Annotated in this window: 15 protein-coding genes and 1 pseudogene; 2 read left to right on the top strand and 14 right to left on the bottom strand. The window is 58.7% G+C overall.

What is annotated here, in order from left to right:
* Positions 1-61 precede the first annotated feature (61 nt).
* The 14 genes and pseudogenes from ACIPZG_RS21925 to mtnA form a co-directional block, all read right to left on the bottom strand.
* Positions 62-1,279: a hypothetical protein gene (locus ACIPZG_RS21925; RefSeq protein WP_400716828.1), complete on the bottom strand. Its 1,218-nt coding sequence runs from the start codon at positions 1,277-1,279 to the stop codon at positions 62-64.
* Positions 1,276-2,508, bottom strand: coding sequence for a hypothetical protein (locus ACIPZG_RS21920; protein ID WP_400716826.1), 1,233 nt, complete (start codon positions 2,506-2,508; stop codon positions 1,276-1,278). Before ACIPZG_RS21920 ends, ACIPZG_RS21925 begins: the two co-directional genes overlap by 4 nt.
* Positions 2,501-3,697 (bottom strand): EpsG family protein, encoded by a 1,197-nt coding sequence (locus tag ACIPZG_RS21915; RefSeq protein WP_400716823.1) that lies wholly within the window; start codon positions 3,695-3,697, stop codon positions 2,501-2,503. The genes ACIPZG_RS21920 and ACIPZG_RS21915 overlap by 8 nt, the downstream gene beginning before the upstream one ends.
* Before the next feature lie 146 nt (positions 3,698-3,843).
* The gene (locus ACIPZG_RS21910; RefSeq protein WP_400716821.1) at positions 3,844-4,893 is read right to left on the bottom strand and encodes an LPS O-antigen chain length determinant protein WzzB; all 1,050 of its coding nucleotides are present in this window, start codon (positions 4,891-4,893) and stop codon (positions 3,844-3,846) included.
* Positions 4,894-5,744: 851 nt separating this feature from the next.
* A pseudogene (locus ACIPZG_RS21905) lies at positions 5,745-7,028 on the bottom strand (MBL fold metallo-hydrolase).
* A gap of 259 nt (positions 7,029-7,287) precedes the next feature.
* The gene (locus tag ACIPZG_RS21900) at positions 7,288-7,551 is read right to left on the bottom strand and encodes a LapA family protein (RefSeq protein WP_400716819.1); all 264 of its coding nucleotides are present in this window, start codon (positions 7,549-7,551) and stop codon (positions 7,288-7,290) included.
* Between the two features lie 19 nt (positions 7,552-7,570).
* Positions 7,571-7,867: an integration host factor subunit beta gene (gene ihfB, locus ACIPZG_RS21895; protein WP_008095149.1), complete on the bottom strand. Its 297-nt coding sequence runs from the start codon at positions 7,865-7,867 to the stop codon at positions 7,571-7,573.
* Positions 7,868-8,121: 254 nt separating this feature from the next.
* On the bottom strand, positions 8,122-9,798 hold the full coding sequence (rpsA, locus tag ACIPZG_RS21890) for a 30S ribosomal protein S1 (RefSeq protein ID WP_008095150.1): 1,677 nt from the start codon (positions 9,796-9,798) through the stop codon (positions 8,122-8,124).
* A gap of 123 nt (positions 9,799-9,921) precedes the next feature.
* Complete coding sequence (gene cmk, locus ACIPZG_RS21885; RefSeq protein ID WP_008095152.1) at positions 9,922-10,608, bottom strand: (d)CMP kinase; 687 nt, start codon at positions 10,606-10,608, stop codon at positions 9,922-9,924.
* The gene (locus ACIPZG_RS21880) at positions 10,605-12,812 is read right to left on the bottom strand and encodes a bifunctional prephenate dehydrogenase/3-phosphoshikimate 1-carboxyvinyltransferase (RefSeq protein ID WP_400716971.1); all 2,208 of its coding nucleotides are present in this window, start codon (positions 12,810-12,812) and stop codon (positions 10,605-10,607) included. Before ACIPZG_RS21880 ends, cmk begins: the two co-directional genes overlap by 4 nt.
* Before the next feature lie 192 nt (positions 12,813-13,004).
* Positions 13,005-14,099, bottom strand: coding sequence for a prephenate dehydratase (pheA, locus tag ACIPZG_RS21875; protein ID WP_008090361.1), 1,095 nt, complete (start codon positions 14,097-14,099; stop codon positions 13,005-13,007).
* Positions 14,099-15,184, bottom strand: a complete 1,086-nt coding sequence (serC, locus tag ACIPZG_RS21870) for a 3-phosphoserine/phosphohydroxythreonine transaminase (protein WP_043272844.1) — start codon at positions 15,182-15,184, stop codon at positions 14,099-14,101. The genes pheA and serC overlap by 1 nt, the downstream gene beginning before the upstream one ends.
* Positions 15,185-15,421: 237 nt before the next feature.
* Positions 15,422-18,184 carry a DNA gyrase subunit A gene (gene gyrA, locus ACIPZG_RS21865; RefSeq protein WP_400716816.1) on the bottom strand — a complete coding sequence of 921 codons (2,763 nt, stop codon included), beginning with the start codon at positions 18,182-18,184 and terminating at the stop codon, positions 15,422-15,424.
* Between the two features lie 315 nt (positions 18,185-18,499).
* Entirely contained in the window at positions 18,500-19,576 is a 1,077-nt protein-coding gene (mtnA, locus tag ACIPZG_RS21860) for an S-methyl-5-thioribose-1-phosphate isomerase (protein ID WP_400716814.1), read from the bottom strand.
* Positions 19,577-19,686: 110 nt separating this feature from the next.
* On the opposite strand from mtnA, the gene ubiG reads away from it, so the two are divergent.
* Positions 19,687-20,385, top strand: coding sequence for a bifunctional 2-polyprenyl-6-hydroxyphenol methylase/3-demethylubiquinol 3-O-methyltransferase UbiG (gene ubiG, locus ACIPZG_RS21855; protein ID WP_008090370.1), 699 nt, complete (start codon positions 19,687-19,689; stop codon positions 20,383-20,385).
* Between the two features lie 2 nt (positions 20,386-20,387).
* A complete protein-coding gene (gene mupP, locus ACIPZG_RS21850; protein ID WP_008090372.1) occupies positions 20,388-21,059 on the top strand; it encodes an N-acetylmuramic acid 6-phosphate phosphatase MupP in 672 nt (223 codons plus the stop codon).
* The last annotated feature ends 39 nt before the right edge of the window (positions 21,060-21,098 follow it).

The following is a 21,098-nucleotide window of genomic DNA, read 5'->3' as shown; positions in this document are numbered from 1 at the left end:
TTCTATCTGCGCGAATTCTATCGCATGGCTAAATGCTTGGACACCAAATCTTAGCAGTTCTCTACTGTGCCGGCGAGGGCGCAACCGAGCGGAGTATCTGGTCGGATATCTTGCTTACGGTCATGCGCTCTGTATACCACTCTTGCCCTGCATGCCCTGCCGAAAAAAGCGCTTCCCGAGGTGCTTGAGCAACTGCTTTGAAATGCTCCACAAGAAGATGTTGATTACTCGGTGAGGCGCTCCACCCGGCACCTATCTCGCGCTCGAGGATCGCGCCAAAATCCGTCGCATCTTCAACATAAGCCAAAACGGGCACCGCTGAGCGGAAGAAGTCGATGGCCTTTGAGGGAAAAGTCGGAACCTTCACATCACCCGAGTTGAACACCAAACCCAAATCCGCGCCGAGCAGAAACTCAAGATATTCATCACGCGGTTTGAAACCCATATAGAGAACAATATCATCCACGCCATGACGTGCCAGATCTTCAAGAATGCGCTGGCGCTCGGGCCCGTCACCAAAAATATAAAACCTGGCATCAATACCGCTTTGTTTAGCGAATAGCGCCAATTCAATCACCTTGCCGATTCCACGCCCTCTGATCAGCTGCCCACCAAATACACAGACGAGCGACTGGTCGATACCATGCTGCACACGGACCTGGCGGTAGCGCTCAGGAGTGCGATGAGAGACTTCATCAGGCCCCCAAAGATACAAGACCTCTGCCGCCACTGCCGAATGCAAACGATAGTTCGACTTGAGAAACTCCAGATTCTTTGGAGACATCACACCGACTGTATCGTAATTGTTATAAACCCTATTTTCCAACGCATGCAATGGCGACGCCAGAATACTGGGCACCAGCCCCAACTGATGATGATAAATAGGGAAAAAGTCCCACAACACCAAGTAAGACTTTGCAATACTGGCGTCAAGCATCTTCCGCAACGGATCCATGATCAACGCCGGAGAAAAATTCAGCACCAGATCAAACTGCTGGCCGGAAAGTATTTTTTTGACAGGCGCCTTGATTGCTCGCGCGGCAAAGAACCACTTCAACAACTTACCCGCCTTGCCTTCGTAATACTTGCTCCTGGCCGGAAAAACATGCACAGAAACACCACCCCTTTGTACCTCGCAAGGTGTCTCTGTCTTGCCGGACCAGTCCAGATATATCACGACCACTTCATGCTTCAACGCCAAATGTTCGGAAAGACTATCGACCAACCATGAGTGCCCACGGCTCAATGAATAAGCTGTACAGAGAACTAGAATTCTCATTGTGCGCGTCTCCTGAAATAATCAAACACGTAGGCGAACATCATACAGAAACACAGCGCGTAGGTAATCAGATACGCGCCCCCAACACCTTGAACCTGCCCCCAACCGCTCATCCAGTAGAACAACATGACAAAAATGCCTCCCTGCATGAGCTCAAACATAAGCGCCCGGCCAAACCTGTCTACCGAGATGAGCGTGAACACGCAAAACAACGCCGCCATCCGGAAGTAGTCGCCCACCAGATAGTAGACAAAATATTCTCTGGCCTCGTCGTAGCCACTGCCAAAGAGCAGGAAAATGATTTCATCTCTAAAGATATAAATGACAGTAGCCGCACCCGCATACAGCAAGGAAAGTAACGCAAGCCTGGCCACCCAACCCTTGAACCTGAATAGACCAACATGCCTGGAAAGATAGGGCAATAGCAACGTCGCACAAAAGGTCCCAAAGAACTGCTGCTGCGCGTCTGAATACTTAACCGCCACCTGCCAATAGCTCAAGGCCAGATTACCATAGTCACGATTGAAAGCCTCGCGGACAAACATGCTGACCAACGGCACAGAGATTAACCCTGCGTATACGATCAAGCAGTAACGGAACACCTTCTGAAACCTTGACCATTCCACCATACACCTCAGGTCAACCCTGATCTTTCCGCCATATGCCCCCCGCATGAATACGACTGGCAACACATAAGAAAGCGGTATCAACCAATAGGCCAAATAGGAGGCATCGTAATGCACAAGCAACGCAGCACTTATTGCATAGACCACCGCCCCCCCTACAATAGACAGGGCGTACAAGGCAATCCTGCCCTGAGCGAGCGCAACACCCATCAGGCATCCATATATATTGGACACGTAAAACAACACAAGGAGATACGCGACAAACCACCAACTGACTTTTTGATAGAAGACGTACTCTTCAAGCGGCACCTTGAAAACGACCAACATTATGGCCAGCAGTAAAAAGAAGACCAACCCGTAGCTGAACACCTCGGAAATCACCTTATCCAGATGATTATCCCCCTCCGCTTGGGACAGCGATTTCACCAAGTAATTGCTTGCCCCCCCCAAGGACAAGCCAAAGACAACAGCCAAAAAAGCCATATACTGGGTGAGGTAGCCAAACCCTTCATCACCGAAACCGGAAGCGAGAAAGCGTACTACAATCAGAGCACACAGAGTTTTCAGGGCAAACGCACCCCCAATGTAGATGACCTTATTCACCCCCGCTCTCCAACCATTGAGCGTTGTAGTCTTCGTAATATTTCATCGTTCTTTCTTCACCATCATTTTCCTGCCCCCCCAACCATCGCTCTGCGATGTTGTAGTACGGCGTATACGGATAAAATAACGGACCACGGACCTCATGCACAAGCACAGCAAGACTTATCAGCATAAACCCCATACCCACGAGGCCGCGCTCATGAATCTTCTGCCTCATAACAACCATTAATAGCAAGTGAAAATACGGCACCAAAACAAAGTACTTGATACGATCATGAAAAACCGGATACTTCCAGAACAAGAAAAGGAAAACGATGTAGATAAAGCCTAAATTGACAAGATACCGCTCAAGATCATTTCGCCAGTCGGCACGCACAAATACATAGAAAAAAATACCCAGCATCAATAATTTATAGAGAAACTCCCCAGCCCCACGCACATACAACTGACTCGTCCTGAGGTAGATTTCCACCTTCGACGCGATGAAGGCCGGCATATACCCCAACGTTTGTTCGAGCCCGATTCCGAAGACATCCAGACCCAGCCCATACAAAATTACAACAACTGATAACACGCTTGCGACAAATGTTCTAGAGAACCTTAACTTTGCACACAGCACCACGACCCCGATCGCCAATGAGAACAAGTGCACCGTTGTCGACACAGCCACCAGAAGCGCGAAGACCAGATACCGTCCTCGCAAGAGTGCAATCATCCCCAGGATCAGCAAAGATAAAGCGACTGACATTCTCATCACCGCCATTTGCAGAACCAAGAACAGCCAGCAGTAGTAAACAAAGAACCCGGAAACCAGCCCCATCCCAAGAAGGCTGTTCAAACGCACAAACGCATAAAAATTGAACAAACACACGAGGGCCTGTACCCCCCAAAAACTCACACCGCACAACCCCAGCAAATACAGAAGGACCGAAAAGCCTGTCTCGGCCCCATTTTCGTTCCCGAATTGAATAGCCGCGAGAAGCCCATCGGAGCTCTCAACCCCTTCATATATTTTCTTATAAACGTACCAGTCATAACCGGTATCGTCCCGAAAACCGGCAACGAATACAAAATAGATGAATGCAATCAAAACCAGAAAGCCAGCCGTGACGCGCGCCTTGGGCGCCCCCCAAACCTCCAGAATATAAAATGGAACTAACACCACGGCCAGGAAAATATAAAAGAACACTCGAACTCCGCCATGCAGCTTTATTTATTCACCGACCCGAACAGCAAGCCAGTGGCCCCAGCACCTTTGCCAGCATCCTTTCTACCGAAAACGGTGAGAATGTTCACACCCCCACCGTTACTCACTCAATAGCCTCTGCTGGCAAACTAGGCCTTCTTGAACACTTTTCTGCTCATGTTTCTTAACAGCGCAACCAGCAACCCGAATGCCCCACCCACTAACAACCCGATGGCGACAATCAATCCTTTTTGAGGCTTGACAGGTCTATCGGGCTGCTCAATCTCCCCGTCAAGCTGAAACACGGATATCTTGTCGGGGTTCACATAAATACCCTTATACGTCTCGAATCTCATCTGCAAGTCGCGCAAGCTCACGAGAAAAGGATCATCATATTCACGCCCTTCGAGATTTTTAATTTCAGCTTGCAGCGCCTGGGTACCCCTCATATAGGTCAGGTCGCCAGACATCCCCGTGGAAATTTCCTCAGACAACCTGCCGCCCAGCATAGGAGGCTTCTCCAACCCTACAGACTGCGCAATCGCGAGCGCTTCTTTCAGGCGAACAATACGATCCTCCTTAGCGACCTTCGCATTTTGACGCAATAGCGTTATTTGCTGCCCCAAGTTTCGAGCCCGAACATCTACTTCGCGATTGACGTTTTCAACCAGCTCTTTTTTTGCTGCAGCATCTGCCTTACTGACAAAGGCGTTCGCCCATTCGACTGCGCCTTGAGGACTACCATTGAGTACACTTACCGTAACTCGCTCGGTAGGGCCTCTACCCTCAGGACTGATAATAATTTTCTTAACATAGCGAGCATACAGATCATCCAGAGAGCTATTGCGCGCCTCTTCACCTAATGAAGGCAGGTAGACATTTCTGAAAAAATCACGACGCAGTGACTCGGCCTGTACATTCCGCTGAAAAACCTCATAGACATCCTTGACACTGTATTCAGCTAGCTCGGTATCCTTGATGCGCCCCAAGTTTAGCTCGGCAATACCATTCTTCGGAGGTGGCATAAGTATCATTGTCGCCTGATAGACAGGCGAGCTTAGAAAAGCATAGGCAGCGGCGAGCACCCCCCCCAACACCGCACCTATCATGATCGTTGCTTTTTGATTCCACAGCCCCACAATAAATGCTGTCAGCTCATCCTGATCATCAGGCAGACCTATAGCTCGATTTGCACACATCTTCAGCTCTCTTCCCTTCACCAATTCTTGTATTTAATCCCCAAACCTAGATTTCAATTCGAGCTCAGTAGATTCTACCTCCAACACCGTTACATGCTCGAACTGCATCGAAGCTGTCCTTATTGCCAATCACATCTTATTTCAACTTAGTTCCGGCGGACTGGCTTGACAGCGGCACCCACAGCCCCTGCTTCGGTCGTCGTCGCTCCGACCTAATGGCACATAGGCCAGAATGGAAATCACAGAGGCCATCGCCAGGAGTGGCTAGGTAACCACGGGCAGCGCAAGGAGGGGAAATGGATATTGACGGTAATCGAGATGCGTAAATCATCGCGCAAAGCCCACCCGAAGGAACGGCGCGCCCCGCAGCGATTCACTGACGCGAGCGAGATATTCTCGGTGCGAGGTGATACCTTCAAGCATGCATGCTCCATGCACCTCGAAATCCTTGATGCGGATCAGCGCTAGATGGCAATTGCCTGGCAGCATCTCACATCTCACTGGTCGGTCAGCCATGCAGGCAAATCGCCACCTCCAGCTGATGCCGCGCTTGCGAGACACGCCCAGAATCGCGAAGGACATTGACACAAGAGGCATCATGGCCAGCCCTCTTTGAAGCAGCCCCCCACTCCCCCCTGTCATTGTCTTGGCAAAGCCAGAGGTTTCGACTCTCACCATGTACCCACGACTTTTACGCATCTATCCAATGTTCCTTGGGCTTATCATTTGTTTTTATCTAGCACACAGAGCACCCAATGCTCCCGACGCACTCATCCGCCCCATGGAAACAGAAAAGGAGAGCCCCCCCCCACAATACCGCACAGATTGAAGTGTGCCAGCGAAAACATTCGTCAGAGCAGAAAATCACTCATCGGGCTCCATACAATAGGAACATTAGCGAGCGATGTCGATCCTCCATGAGCGACTCCTGCCGCAGCACGTAGCTCCAATGCCGCGGCCAACGCAGATACAGCGACGCTCGCCCCATGCGCCAGGATGATTTTTTTCCGGCCATCGGGGAATACTTTCGACGAACTGCAACAGCCCGAACTGATCAGCGCTCAGAGTAGCCGCCGTTTGTGACCGCTTTTGCCTTGACCTCATGCATCTAGCCATCGAGATCGACCTGCACAAGCCTTTCGACCTCCGCAATCGCCTGGATCACAGCGCCCGGTGTTCCATGTACCTGGTATCCAACGAACATCACTTCATGCCGCGAGTCACCGAGCATCGCCTTGAGGTAGTTGGCAATCCGCCCACCCAAACACATTCCATTTCATTCACCGCAATTACAATTGCCTGCCGTCCAGTGCTCTTGAGGTAGCTCACCAATCGCTGGGGCTGCTCGTGGGTTTCGATGCAAAGCAGCTGACAGAACCCCAGTGACGCCCTACCCCCTGCCTGCCTTTGCCTGACCTCGCAACTCCAGTAATCGTGCCGCGCGGGATAGGCCTTGGCGACCCGTTGAGCCAGGGGGGGGGCAAGGCTCACCAGCAAGCGACCCCGGCCGACGAAGACAAGCGCATCATCGCCCCTCTTCTCGACCTGCCCGCTCAACAGCGCCTTGCGATATAGAATATCTCCAATCTCGTACAGCAGCTCCTTTGTACGCCCCAGACTGAACGCCGGCATGAGGATGGTGCCGCTATCATTTAGCACGCGCTCGATAGCTGACGATTGCTGCGATTCGGCTGCAGACGATCACCACAGGTGCTCTCCACCAGAATGTCCGCCCGCTCAAGCCACTGAGCTACGCGTAGCTAAGGATTGCAGGGCGCACCCAGATCTCCGGAAAACAATACCCGCGAACTGGGCTCGATATTTGGATAACGAATATCACATTCCCCGCAGGCCGAGCGAAGTAGATGGCCGGTTCGCTGCAAGCGAATGGAGCAGCCACCCCACCACTCAACGCCATTGCTCGAACGGCAAGGCTTCAACTAGTCGCTGCAGCAGCTAAAGGTAGCGCTCAAACTGCACAGGATCAAAACTGATACCTAGTTTGTAGGCGTCCTCAAGCACCAGCGGGAGAAGCTTGGCAGAAGGCTCACCGCAAAGGGTGGGCCACGATCGCCCGCTGCCAGCAATGTCGGAATACAGCCTAAATGGTCGAGATTTAAGTGAGTGGCAACCAGCGCCTAGATGCCGGCGATCGCAATGCCAATCGGTGAATGCTCCGCCCCCGGGCGCCGCACTAGCCCGCAGCCGATCAACAAGCTGAATGCGTCGCCCAGGTGCAGCAGGTGGCAGGAACCGGTTACGCCGCGCGCACCAGTACCGATGAGAAACGACAGTAAAATCTATTCTGCCAAGTCGACAATGAAGAGCGCTTCACCCATTGTCGCCGCATGCGCGCACAGACGAGACTTTCTTACAATACCGCGGAAATAATCTCTAGTTACTGCTCAATACCGCCTGCCGCGCCGAGGCACGAATCTTGCGCTTGCTGCGCTGCACACCGTAAGCCCCCAGCAGCGGCCCAACCGCCAACCCCACAACCAAGGCAGCGAGTACCGGCACAGCAACGGGCAACGCCGGCGCCGACCAACCAAACAGCACCAACGACACGGTCTGCTGGTTCTCCAGCACAAAGAACAGCACCACAGCCGCCAACAGCAGCACGAACAACGCCGCCAGGGCGCGCTTGAGGTTACGCATCAGACTGCTCCTTCATCGCTCAGGGGTGCTCGTGCTCGTCTTCATTGACGCGGTCACGCAATTCCTTGCCTGGCTTGAAATGCGGCACGAATTTGCCTTCGAGCTCGACCGACTGGCCGGTCTTGGGATTACGCCCTACCCGCGGTGCGCGATAGTGCAAGGAAAAGCTGCCAAAACCACGGATCTCGATGCGATCGCCGGTGGCCAGGCATTGGGACATCTGCTCAAGCATGGTCTTGATGGCCAGCTCGACGTCCTTGGACGAGAGCAGCCCCTGATGGGTGACAATACGTTCGATCAGCTCCGACTTCGTCATATTTTTCCCTTCGTTATCAAGCAGCTAGATCATTGCTTAATCAGTTTGTAGCACGCCGGGAGGGATTTGAACAGGGTGGATCTTGACTTAATAAAAAAATTCAAGATCGGGGTGCAGGGAAACTAGCGTAGGGCTGCCTGGCAGCCCATCGCCGGCAAGCCGGCTCCCACAAGGGGCGACGGTGGCGCGAAGGAGAATCAGGCATAAAAAAAGGGTGGCCCGAAGGCCACCCTTTTTTACCGATCAAACAGAACTCAGTTCTGCTTGGCCATTGCTTCGCGCAGCAGCGCAGCCATGGTGGTGTCGGCAGCAGCTTCCGGAGCGTTTTTCAGGCTCTGGATAGCTTCGCGCTCTTCAGCGTCGTCTTTCGATTTGATCGACAGGCTGATAACGCGGGACTTGCGGTCAACGCTGATGATCTTGGCTTCGATCTCTTCGCCTTCCTTCAGGACGTTACGCGCGTCTTCAACGCGGTCACGGCTGATTTCGGAAGCTTTCAGAGTGGCTTCGATGTCGTCGGCCAGGGTGACGATGGCGCCTTTGGCGTCAACTTCTTTCACGATGCCCTTGACGATAGCGCCCTTGTCGTTGACAGCAACGAAGTTGGAGAACGGATCGTCTTCCAGCTGCTTGATGCCCAGGGAGATGCGCTCGCGCTCTGGGTCGACCGACAGGATGACGGTTTCCAGCTCGTCGCCCTTCTTGAAACGACGTACGGCTTCTTCGCCGGTTTCGTTCCAGGAGATGTCGGACAGGTGAACCAGGCCGTCGATGCCGCCGTCCAGACCAATGAAGATACCGAAGTCGGTGATCGACTTGATGGTACCGGTGATCTTGTCACCCTTGTTGAACTGGCCGGAGAAGTCTTCCCATGGGTTGGACTTGCACTGCTTGATGCCCAGGGAGATACGACGACGCTCTTCGTCGATGTCCAGAACCATGACTTCCACTTCGTCGCCAACCTGAACGACTTTCGACGGGTGGATGTTCTTGTTGGTCCAGTCCATTTCGGAAACGTGTACCAGACCTTCAACGCCTTCTTCCAGCTCAGCGAAGCAGCCGTAGTCGGTCAGGTTGGTAACGCGAGCCTGTACGCGAGTACCTTCTGGGTAACGCGAAGTGATAGCTACCCACGGATCTTCGCCCATCTGCTTCAGACCCAGCGAAACGCGGTTGCGCTCACGGTCGAACTTCAGAACGCGAACGTCGACTTCGTCACCAACGTTGACGATTTCCGACGGGTGCTTGATGCGCTTCCAGGCCATGTCGGTGATGTGCAGCAGGCCGTCGATGCCGCCCAGGTCCACGAAGGCGCCGTAGTCGGTGAGGTTCTTGACGATACCTTTGACCTGTTGGCCTTCCTGCAGGGTTTCCAGCAGGGCTTCGCGCTCGGCGCTGTTCTCGGCTTCCAGCACGCTGCGACGGGAAACGACAACGTTGTTGCGCTTCTGGTCCAGCTTGATGACCTTGAATTCCAGCTCTTTGCCTTCCAGGTGGGTGGTGTCGCGCACAGGGCGGACATCAACCAGGGAGCCCGGCAGGAACGCACGGATGCCGTTAACGTCGACAGTGAAGCCGCCCTTAACCTTACCGTTGATAACGCCCTTGACCACTTCTTCGGCGGCGAAAGCTGCTTCCAGAACAATCCAGCACTCGGCGCGCTTGGCTTTTTCACGGGACAGTTTGGTTTCGCCAAAGCCGTCTTCGACCGCGTCCAGCGCAACGTGAACTTCGTCACCGACCTTGATGGTCAGCTCGCCAGCTTCGTTGTAGAACTGCTCGAGCGGGATGACGCCCTCGGACTTCAGGCCAGCGTGTACGGTAACCCAGTCGCCGTCGATGTCGACAACGATACCGGAGATGATCGCACCCGGCTGAAGATTGAGGGTTTTCAGGCTTTCTTCAAAGAGTTCTGCAAAGCTTTCGCTCATTTTAATTCCTGTAGATTCGGGCGAAACATACGCCCCTAGCCACACTCCAGACAATGTGGGTTTCGTTAAGTAAAGGAAAACAGGCAGGACGTTGACTGGTGCCCCTGCCGGCTCTCCTGGCGATCAGACCAAGTCGCGCTGGGCGAGCTCGCTTCTGATACGTTGCAACACCTGCTCGATGGACAACTCGGTTGAGTCCAGCTGAATGGCATCGGCCGCTGGTTTGAGCGGGGCCACTGAACGCTGGGTGTCACGCTCATCGCGCGCACGAATCTCATCTAGCAGACTCGACAGACTAACATCTTCACCCTTGCCCTTCAACTGTAGGTAGCGGCGGCGGGCACGCTCCTCGGCACTGGCGGTCAGGAAGACCTTCAGTGGCGCGTCCGGGAACACCACGGTGCCCATGTCGCGACCATCGGCAATCAAGCCCGGTGCTTCGCGGAAGGCACGCTGGCGTTGCAGCAGCGCTTCGCGCACCGCGGGCAGGGAGGCCACCCTCGATGCACCGGCACCGACTGTCTCGGTGCGGATGACATTGCTGACATCCTCACCCTCAAGAATGATTTGCTGAAGCTTACCCGGCTCGGCGGCAATGAACTGCACATCCAGATGGGCGGCCAAGGCCTTGAGCAGCTCTTCGTTGGTCAGATCGACGCCGTGATTGCTGGCATTGAAGGCCAGCAAACGGTACAGCGCGCCGGAGTCCAGCAGCTTCCAGCCCAGCTCGCGGGCCAGAATGCCTGCGATCGTGCCCTTGCCCGAGCCGCTCGGGCCGTCGATGGTGATGACCGGTGCTTGCGAATTCACGACTTGCCCTCTTCGGCGACGCGGATGCCGACTTCGGCGCACAGCTTGAGGAAGTTCGGGAACGAGGTAGCGACGTTGGCGCAATCATGGATGCGGATCGGCGCACTGGCACGCAGCGAGGCAACACTGAAGGCCATGGCAATACGGTGGTCACCGTGACCGTGCACTTCACCGCCGCCCAGCTGGCCGCCGTCGATGATGATGCCATCCGGGGTCGGCTCGCACTTGATGCCCAGGGTGATCAGGCCATCGGCCATGACCTGGATGCGGTCGGATTCCTTGACCCGCAGCTCCTCGGCGCCGCGCAGCACGGTACGCCCTTCAGCGCAGGCAGCGGCCACGAACAGCACCGGGAACTCGTCGATGGCCAGTGGCACCAGGTGCTCAGGGATGTCGATACCCTTGAGCTTCGCCCCGCGCACGCGCAGATCGGCCACTGGCTCGCCGCCGACTTCACGCTGGTTTTCCAGGGTGATGTCGCCGCCCATCAGGCGAAGGATATCAATGACGCCGGTACGGGTCGGGTTGATGCCAACGTGTTCGAGCACCAGCTCGGAGCCCTCGGCAATGGACGCAGCAACCAGGAAGAAGGCCGCGGAGGAAATGTCCGCAGGTACTTCGATGCGGGTCGCGGTGAGCTTGCCACCCGACTGCAGCGAAGCGACCGGGCCATTGGTCTCGACCGAATAGCCGAAGCCACGCAGCATGCGCTCGGTGTGGTCACGGGTAGGCGCAGGCTCGGTGACCGTGGTCTTGCCTTCGGCGTACAGACCGGCCAGCAGCAGGCAGGATTTGACCTGAGCACTGGCCATCGGCAGCGTGTAGGTCAATGCCTTGAGCTTGTGGCCACCACGAATGGTCAGCGGCGGGCGGCCATCCGGACCGGTTTCGACCACCGCACCCATTTCGCGCAGCGGATTGGCCACACGGTTCATCGGGCGCTTGGACAGCGACGCGTCACCGGTCATGGTGACATCGAACGGCTGACCGGCCAGCAGGCCCGAGAGCAGGCGCATCGACGTTCCGGAGTTACCCACGTAGATCGGCCCGGGTGGCGGCTTGAGGCCATGCAAGCCAACACCATGGATGGTTACGCGACCGTGGTTGGGGCCTTCGATGACCACCCCCATGTCACGGAACGCTTGCAGGGTCGCCAGGGCGTCCTCACCCTCGAGGAAGCCTTCGACTTCGGTCGTGCCCTCGGCCAGCGAGCCGAGCATGATCGAGCGGTGGGAAATCGACTTGTCGCCCGGTACGCGGATTCGCCCGGACAGGCGGCCACCGGGTTGGGCCAGGAAAATCAGATCGTTGGCGTTCATAGCGTCCACATAGGCCCGGCGGGCCAGGATTTTACTGAAATGCTCGCGGGCAACGCGTGCGCGGGTAAATACCCCCAGCAGCTGGTGCCCGTCCCCAGCATCGACCGCGTCGCGCAAGGCGTCGAGATCGCTGCGAAATGTATCAAGGGTGCGCAGGACCGCCTCGCGGTTGGCGAGGAAGATGTCGTGCCACATGGTCGGATCGCTACCGGCGATTCTCGTGAAATCGCGGAAACCTCCCGCAGCGTACCGGAAGATTTCGAGGTTTTCATTGCGCTTGGCCAGCGAATCGACCAGGCCGAAGGCCAGCAGGTGCGGCAGGTGGCTGGTCGCAGCGAGCACTTCGTCGTGACGCTCCACCGGCATGTGCTCGACATCGGCGCCCAGCGCGCGCCACAGACGGTCAACCAAGGCCAGGGCGGCCGGGTCGGTTTCCGAAAGCGGCGTCAGGATGACTTTGTGGCGGCGGAACAGGGTGGCGTTGGAGGCCTCTACCCCGCTCTGCTCGGAACCGGCGATCGGGTGACCAGGGACGAAACGCGGCAGACGCTGACCGAACACGGCACGCGCCTCGCGCACGACGTTGCCCTTGGCGCTGCCGACGTCAGTAATCACGGCGTTGCCGAGGTCGAGGCGAGCCAGCCGGGCCAGGACTTTTTCCATGGCCAGGATCGGCACAGCGAGCTGAATGACGTCGGCATCGATGCAGGCAGCTGCGAGGTCTTCTTCGCAGCGATCGACCACGCCCAGCGCCACGGCCTGCTTGCGCGAGGGGGCGTCCAGGTCGACACCGACCACTTCGCGGCACAGGCCGCTTTCGCGCAGGCCTTTGGCGAATGAGCCGCCGATCAGGCCAAGGCCGACGACGACCAGGCGGTCGATGATCGGTGCGGGTTTAGTTTTTGCTGCATTTACCACTGGTTCGAACCCTGTTCAGAAATCAAGACAGTGTGTGAGACCCATTGGGGCTGCTTTGCAGCCCATCGCGACACAAGGCCGCTCCTACAGGTACCGCGCACTCCTGTAGGAGCGGCCTTGTGCCGCGATGGGGCGCGAAGCGGCCCCGACAGCCTCAAATCAAAGCACCGCCTTCGGATACGACCCCAGCACCTTCAGCGCCACAGCCTCTTGGCTGATCTGCTCCAGCACCGCCTTGATCAGCGGGTCGCGGTGATGGCCGACGAAGTCGATGAAGAACACGTAGGTCCACTTGCCACTGCGCGATGGACGGGTCTCGATACGAGTCAGGTCGATGCCGTTCTCGTGGAACGGCACCAGCAGTTCATGCAAGGCACCCGGCTTATTGCTCATCGAAACGATGATCGACGTCTTGTCGTCGCCGGTCGGCGGCACTTCCTGGCTACCGATCATCAGAAAGCGCGTGGAGTTGTCCGGGCGGTCTTCGATCTTCTCGGCCAGGCGGGTCAGGCCATACAGGTTGGCTGCCATGTCACCGGCGATCGCCGCCGAGTTCCATTCGCCCTTGACCCGCTTGGCCGCCTCGGCATTGCTCGACACCGCCACCCGCTCGACATTCGGGTAATGGGCGTCCAGCCACTTGCGGCACTGGGCCAGGGACTGGGCATGGGAGTAGATGCGGGTGATGCTATCGGTCTTGGTGTTCTCGCCCACCAGCAGGTGATGGTGGATGCGCAGCTCCACTTCGCCGCAGATCACCATGTCGTGCTCGAGGAAGCTGTCCAGGGTGTGGCTGACCGCGCCTTCGGTGGAGTTCTCCACCGGCACCACGCCGAAGTTGACGGCACCGGCCGCCACTTCGCGGAACACTTCGTCGATGGCCGCCATCGGACGGCTGATCACGGCATGGCCGAAGTGCTTCATCGCCGCCGCCTGGGTGAAGGTGCCCTCGGGGCCGAGGTAGGCGATTTTCAGCGGCTCTTCCAGGGCTAGGCAGGACGACATGATTTCGCGGAACAGCCGCGCCATCTCTTCGTTGTCCAGCGGGCCCTTGTTGCGCTCCATGACGCGCTTGAGCACCGCCGCCTCACGCTCGGGGCGGTAGAACACCGGCTTTTCGCCTTCGGCCAGCGAAGCGGTCTTGACCCGGGCCACTTCCTGGGCGCAGCGGGCGCGCTCGCTGATCAGCTCCAGGATCTTCTCGTCGAGGCTGTCGATGCGTACACGCAGCGCCTTCAACTCCTGATCGGACATCAGCCGTGCTCCTTCTCGAATTCGGTCATGTAGGCCACCAGGGCTTCTACCGCCTCCAGGCCCAGGGCGTTGTAGATGGACGCGCGCATGCCGCCCACCGAACGGTGGCCTTTGAGGTTGAGCAGGCCACGGGCATCGGCGCCGGCCAGGAAGGCTTTGTCCAGGCGCTCGTCAGCCAGGCGGAACGGCACGTTCATCCACGAACGGGCATTGTGGCTGATCGGGTTGGTGTAGAACTCGCTGGCGTCGATGAAGCCGTACAGACGGTCCTTCTTAGCGCGGTTGCGCTGCTCCATGGCCTCGACACCGCCCTGTTCCTTGAGCCACTCGAAGACCAGGCCCGAGAGGTACCAGGAATAGGTCGCCGGGGTGTTGTACATGGAACCGTTGTCGGCCGAGACCTTGTAGTCGAGCATGGTCGGGCAGCTGCTGCGGGCATGGCCCAGCAGGTCTTCGCGCACGATCACCACCACCAGGCCGCTCGGACCGATGTTCTTCTGCGCGCCGGCGTAGATCAGGCCGTACTGGGACACATCGATCGGGCGGGAGAGGATGTCGGACGACATGTCGACCACCAGCGGCACGTCACCGGTCTCGGGCACCCAGTCGAACTGCAGGCCACCGATGGTTTCGTTGGACGCATAGTGAACGTAAGCGGCGTTCTGGGTCAGCTTCCACTCGTTCTGACCTGGGATGGCCAGGTAATCGTAGGGCTTGGCGCTGGCGGCGACGTTGATATTGCCGAAGCGGCGCGCTTCCTCGATGGCCTTCTTCGACCAGATGCCGGTCTCGATGTAGTCCGCGGTGCCGTTTTCCGGCAGCAGGTTCAGTGGAATCTCGGCGAACTGCTGGCTGGCGCCGCCCTGAAGGAACAGCACCTTGTAGTTCGAGGGGACGGACAGCAGGTCACGCAGGTCCTGCTCGGCCTTCTCGGCGATGGCCACGTAGTCGTCGCTGCGATGGCTCATTTCCATCACCGACAAGCCCTTGCCGCGCCAATCCAGCATTTCGGCCTGGGCACGCTGCAGTACGGCGTCAGGAAGCGCGGCAGGGCCTGCGCAGAAGTTAAAGGCTCGTTTGCTCACATCCACTCTCGCTCTGCCAAATAGAACAAAATCGTAATTCGATGTCGCCTGCATTGGGGCTGCTTCGCAGCCCATCGCTGGCAAGCCAGCTCCCACAGGGATCGCGCAACATTCAAGGCTCGCGCTGTACCTGTGGGAGCCGGCTTGCCAGCGATGGGCCGCAAAGCGGCCCCATTGACGTCTCTAATCAGTCAAACGGGGCGACCTTGGTCGCCCCGCTCGGGTTGTTGCGCTTACTTACTCTTGGGGTGCCTCTTCGGCGCCCGCATTTTCATCGTCCGCCGCATTGGCCTCGACGTCTTCCGCGTCCGCCTCGATCAGTTCATCGAGTTCGTCCTCCGACGGCTCCTGGATACGCTCAAGGCCCACCAGTGTCTCGTCGTTGGCCAGCTTGATCAGCGTCACGCCCTGGGTGTTACGACCCAGGCTGGACACCTCGCCAACCCGCGTGCGCACCAAGGTACCCTGGTCGGAGATGAGCATGATCTCTTCCCCTTCCTGCACCTGGATGGCGCCGATCAGCAACCCGTTGCGGCCCTTGGTACCCATGGCGATCACGCCCTGGCCACCACGCCCGCGGCGCGGGAACTTCGACAGCGGCGTGCGCTTGCCGAAACCACGCTCGGAAGCGGTAAGGATCTGCGCGCCGGACTCGGGAATCAGCATGGAGATGATCCGCTGCCCCTTGCCCAGCCTCATGCCACGCACGCCACGGGCGGTACGGCCCATTTCGCGGACCACGCTCTCGGCGAAGCGGATCACCTTGCCGGCGTCGGAGAACATCATGACTTCCTTGGCACCATCGGTGATCGCCGCAGCAATCAGGGTGTCGCCTTCTTTCAGCTTCAGGGCGATCAGGCCGTTGGAGCGAGGACGGGCGAACTGCACCAGCGGGGTCTTTTTGACAGTACCGGAAGCGGTGGCCATGAAGATGTACGCGCCAGTCGGTTCCGCCACCCACTCAAGGGTGTCGCCGTCTTCTTCGTCGACTTCTTCGACTTCTACCACTTCCCCTTCGATCACGCCCTCGTCGCCGTCTTCCAGCTCTTCATCCGGATCGGCGCTCTGCTGCAGGGCCTCGAGGTCGATCTGCAGCATGGCGGTGATACGCTCACCCTCCTCCAGCGGCAGCAGGTTGACCAGCGGGCGGCCACGCGCGGCGCGGGAAGCCTCGGGAATCTCGTAGGTCTTCTTCCAGTACACCTTGCCCTTGCTGGAGAACAGCAACAGGGTGGCGTGGCTGTTGGCGACCAGCAGGTGCTCGATGTAGTCCTCGTCCTTCACGCCGGTCGCCGACTTGCCTTTACCGCCACGGCGCTGGGCCTGGTAGGCGGACAACGGCTGGGTCTTGGCATAGCCACCGTGGGAGATCGTCACTACACGCTCTTCTTCCGGGATCATGTCGCCGTAGTTGAGGTCGTGGCTGGCGTTGAGAATTTCGGTGCGGCGGGCATCGCCGTATTCGGCACGGATCGCTTCGAGCTCTTCGCGGATCACTTCCATCAGGCGCTCGGCGCTGCTGAGGATGCGGATCAGTTCGCCGATCTGCTCGAGAATCTCCTGGTACTCGGCCAGCAGCTTTTCGTGCTCCAGGCCGGTCAGGCGATGCAGGCGCAGGTCGAGGATCGCCTGGGCCTGTTCCGGCGACAGGTAATACTTGCCGTCACGCAGGCCGAATTGCTCAGGCAGGTCTTCCGGACGGCAGGAATCGGCACCGGCGCGCTCGACCATGACCTGCACGGCACTGGACTCCCAGGCAGTGGAAATCAACGCTTCCTTGGCTTCCGACGGCGTCGGCGAGGCCTTGATCAGGGCGATGACCGGGTCGATGTTGGACAGCGCAACCGCCTGGCCTTCAAGAATGTGGCCGCGCTCGCGGGCCTTGCGCAGCTCGAACACGGTACGACGGGTCACCACTTCGCGACGGTGACGGACGAACGCTTCAAGCAGGTCCTTGAGGTTGAGCAGGCGCGGACGACCATCGATCAGTGCCACGACGTTGATGCCGAACACGCTCTGCAGCTGGGTCTGCTGGTAGAGGTTGTTGAGCACCACCTCCGGCACCTCGCCGCGACGCAGCTCGATGACGATACGCATGCCGTCCTTGTCGGACTCGTCGCGCAGCTCGGTGATGCCTTCGATCTTCTTCTCTTTGACCAGCTCGGCGATCTTCTCGATCAGACGCGCCTTGTTCAGCTGGTACGGCAGCTCGGTGACGACGATCTGCTGGCGGCCACCGACCTTGTCGATGTCTTCGACCTCGGAGCGCGCACGCATATAGATGCGGCCACGGCCGGTGCGGTACGCCTCGATGATGCCCTGGCGGCCGTTGATGATACCGGCAGTCGGGAAGTCAGGGCCGGGGATGAACTGCATCAGCTCATCGATGGTGACTTCCGGGTTGTCGATCAGCGCCAGGCAGCCGTCGATGACCTCGCCGAGGTTATGCGGCGGGATGTTGGTCGCCATGCCCACGGCGATACCGCTGGAACCGTTGACCAGCAGGTTGGGGATACGGGTCGGCATGACCGCTGGAATCTGCTCGGTGCCGTCGTAGTTGGGTACCCAGTCGACGGTTTCCTTGTGCAGGTCGGCCAGCAGCTCGTGGGCCAGCTTGGCCATGCGCACTTCGGTGTATCGCATGGCTGCGGCGTTGTCGCCGTCGACCGAGCCGAAGTTGCCCTGGCCGTCGACCAGCAGGTAACGCAGCGAGAAAGGCTGGGCCATACGCACGATGGTGTCGTAGACCGCAGTGTCGCCGTGCGGGTGGTACTTACCGATCACGTCACCGACCACACGGGCGGATTTCTTGTACGGCTTGTTCCAGTCGTTGCCCAGTTCGCTCATCGCATAGAGAACGCGACGATGCACGGGCTTCAAGCCGTCACGTGCATCGGGCAGCGCTCGCCCGACAATCACGCTCATCGCGTAGTCGAGGTAAGACTGTCTCAGTTCGTCTTCGATATTGACCGGGAGGATTTCTTTGGCCAGTTCGCCCATGAGAAGCCTGATTCCTTTTTCTGGTGAAACTTCGCAGCTCCATCAAGGGCCGAACGAAGCTCGCCGCCGCAGCGCTTAAGGGTGCGACGACTTACGACAAATCAATGAGTTGTGCCATGGATCTGCGCAAAATTGGCCGCCGTGATGGGCGGTCTTGGAAACTGCCGGATGTTATCACAAAGGCAGTGGCGGTGGGGAGATCTGGCGGGTTGCCGCTGGGCAATGAATATGAGGGTGTTCGCACTGGCCCTATCGCCGGCAAGCCGGCTCCCACAGGGTTCACCGTCGACCTTGCCGGCGATAGGGCCAGACCTGCTAGTGCAAACGCTTGCGACACACCAACTGGGCAAGCTTGACCGCATCCGGCCGCTCGACGATGCCGCGCTCGGTCACAATCACGTCGATCAAATCGGCCGGGGTCACGTCGAACACCGGGTTGAAGACCTCGACCTGCGGCGCCACGCGGTTGCCGGCATAATCGAGCAATTCATCAGCATCGCGCTCTTCCAGCGGAATGTCCTCGCCAGTGGCCAGGTTCAGGTCGATGCTGGTGCTCGGCGCCACCACCATGAAGCGCACACCGTGGTGCATGGCGCTGACCGCCAACTGATAGGTACCGATCTTGCCGGCAATGTCACCGTTGGCGGCAATGCAATCGGCGCCGACCACCACCCAGGTGATGCCCTTGCTTTTCATCAGGTGGGCCAGGGCCGAGTCGGCGCACAAGGTCACCGGAATGCCCTCGTTGGCCAACTCCCATGCCGTCAGGCGCGACCCCTGCAGCCAAGGTCGGGTTTCCCCGGCGTAGACGCGCTCGACCATACCTTCAAGAAAGCCCGCGCGAATCACCCCCAACGCCGTGCCGAAGCCACCACTGGCCAGCGCACCGGCATTGCCATAGGTCAGCAGGGTCTGCTCGTTGCCCTGATGGCGGCGAATCAGCCCGATACCGAGTTCAGCCATGGTCAGGTTGGCCTCGCGATCGCTTTCGTGGATGGCGATCGCCTCAGCCTCCAGGGCCGCCAGCACATCTTCCTCGGGGCGCAATCGCTGCAGGCGCTCGCGCATACGGTTGAGCGCCCAGAACAGGTTGGCTGCGGTAGGCCGTGCCTCGGCCAGGTCGAGGAAGTCCTCTTCCAGGTCCAGCTCCCAGTCGCCGCCCTCGGCCAGGCGCTCTTCCAGTGCCAGAACCAGGCCATACGCAGCCGCGATGCCAATGGCCGCGGCACCGCGCACGGCCATGTCGCGGATCGCCGCGACCACCTGCGCGACATTGTCGCAGGCCAGCCAGCGCTCCTCCGACGGCAGCAGGCGCTGGTCGAGCAGGTGCAGGACGCCGTGCTGCCAGCGAATCCCGGTCACCTTCTCCGCCGCCAAAAGTCGCTCGCGCATCGCCTCTCCCCGTCGTTCGGATATCAAAAGCGGTCGATTATAGCGACCCTGGGGCCTGGGCGCTCGGGTATACTCCGCCGCAATTCGTAGAAGTTTCAGAGGATTGTTCAATGAGCAACGTCGACCACGCCGAAATCGCCAAGTTCGAAGCCTTGGCGCACCGCTGGTGGGACCGCGAGAGCGAGTTCAAGCCGCTGCACGACATCAACCCGCTGCGCGTCAACTGGATCGACGAGCGCGTCGCCCTGGCCGGCAAGAAGGTACTGGACGTGGGCTGCGGCGGCGGCATCCTGAGCGAAGCCATGGCCCTGCGCGGCGCCACCGTCACCGGCATCGACATGGGCGAGGCACCGCTGGCCGTGGCTCAGCTGCACCAGCTGGAATCGGGCGTGCAAGTCGAATACCGGCAGATCACTGCCGAGGCCCTGGCCGAAGAAATGCCCGAGCAGTTCGATGTGGTCACCTGCCTGGAGATGCTCGAGCACGTACCCGACCCCTCTTCGGTGATCCGCGCCTGCTACCGCATGGTCAAGCCCGGCGGCCAGGTGTTCTTCTCGACCATCAACCGCAACCCCAAGGCTTACCTGTTGGCCATCGTCGGCGCCGAATACATCCTCAAGATGCTGCCGCGCGGCACCCATGACTTCAAGAAATTCATCCGCCCCTCCGAGCTGGGCGCCTGGAGCCGCGTTGCCGGCCTTGAAGTCAAGGACATCATCGGCCTGACCTACAACCCGCTGACCAAGCACTACAAGCTCAGCAGCGACGTCGACGTCAACTACATGATCCAGACCCTGCGCGAGGAATGAGCATGCGTTTGCGAGCAGTACTCTTCGACATGGACGGCACCCTGCTCGACACGGCGCCGGACTTCATTGCCATCTGCCAGGCCATGCTGGCCGAGCGCGGCCTGCCGGCCATCGACGACAAGCTCATCCGGGACGTGATCTCGGGCGGCGCCCGCGCGATGGTCGCCGCGACTTTCGCCATGAACCCTGACGACGACGGCTTCGAGCCGCTGCGCCTGGAGTTCCTCGAGCGTTACCAGCGTGACTGCGCGGTACACAGCAAACTGTTCGACGGCATGGGCGAACTGCTGGCCGACATCGAGAAAGGCAACCTGCTGTGGGGCGTGGTGACCAACAAGCCGGTACGTTTCGCCGAGCCGATCATGCAGCGCCTAGGCCTGGCCGAGCGTTCGGCCCTGCTGATCTGCCCGGACCACGTGAAGAACAGCAAGCCCGATCCCGAGCCCCTGATCCTGGCCTGCAAGACCTTGAACCTGGACCCGGCCAGCGTCCTGTTCGTCGGCGACGACCTGCGCGACATCGAGTCCGGTCGCGATGCCGGCACCCGCACGGCAGCGGTGCGCTATGGCTATATTCATCCAGAAGACAACCCGAACAACTGGGGCGCGGACGTGGTGGTGGACCACCCACTGGAGTTGCGCAAGGTGATCGACAGCGCCCTGTGCGGCTGCTGAGCTTAACGATCAGCAGCGAACTCTGTGGGAGCGGGCTTG

Origin of the sequence: Pseudomonas sp. NPDC089395 (assembly GCF_044749525.1) — a bacterium.
Taxonomy (GTDB): domain Bacteria; phylum Pseudomonadota; class Gammaproteobacteria; order Pseudomonadales; family Pseudomonadaceae; genus Aquipseudomonas.
Note: the sequence above shows the minus strand (reverse complement) of the source record. Positions and strands in the feature narration are given on the sequence as shown.

Bases quoted from the DNA above. Each gene is read 5' to 3' on its own strand.
- mupP (WP_008090372.1), top strand. From the start codon at position 20,388: ATGCGTTTGCGAGCAGTACTCTTCGACATGGACGGCACCCTGCTCGAC.
- gyrA (WP_400716816.1), bottom strand. From the start codon at position 18,184: ATGGGCGAACTGGCCAAAGAAATCCTCCCGGTCAATATCGAAGACGAA.
- ACIPZG_RS21900 (WP_400716819.1), bottom strand. From the start codon at position 7,551: ATGCGTAACCTCAAGCGCGCCCTGGCGGCGTTGTTCGTGCTGCTGTTG.
- pheA (WP_008090361.1), bottom strand. From the start codon at position 14,099: ATGTCCGATCAGGAGTTGAAGGCGCTGCGTGTACGCATCGACAGCCTC.
- mtnA (WP_400716814.1), bottom strand. From the start codon at position 19,576: ATGCGCGAGCGACTTTTGGCGGCGGAGAAGGTGACCGGGATTCGCTGG.
- ACIPZG_RS21910 (WP_400716821.1), bottom strand. From the start codon at position 4,893: ATGTGTGCAAATCGAGCTATAGGTCTGCCTGATGATCAGGATGAGCTG.
- rpsA (WP_008095150.1), bottom strand. From the start codon at position 9,798: ATGAGCGAAAGCTTTGCAGAACTCTTTGAAGAAAGCCTGAAAACCCTC.
- ubiG (WP_008090370.1), top strand. From the start codon at position 19,687: ATGAGCAACGTCGACCACGCCGAAATCGCCAAGTTCGAAGCCTTGGCG.
- ACIPZG_RS21925 (WP_400716828.1), bottom strand. From the start codon at position 1,279: ATGAGAATTCTAGTTCTCTGTACAGCTTATTCATTGAGCCGTGGGCAC.
- ihfB (WP_008095149.1), bottom strand. From the start codon at position 7,867: ATGACGAAGTCGGAGCTGATCGAACGTATTGTCACCCATCAGGGGCTG.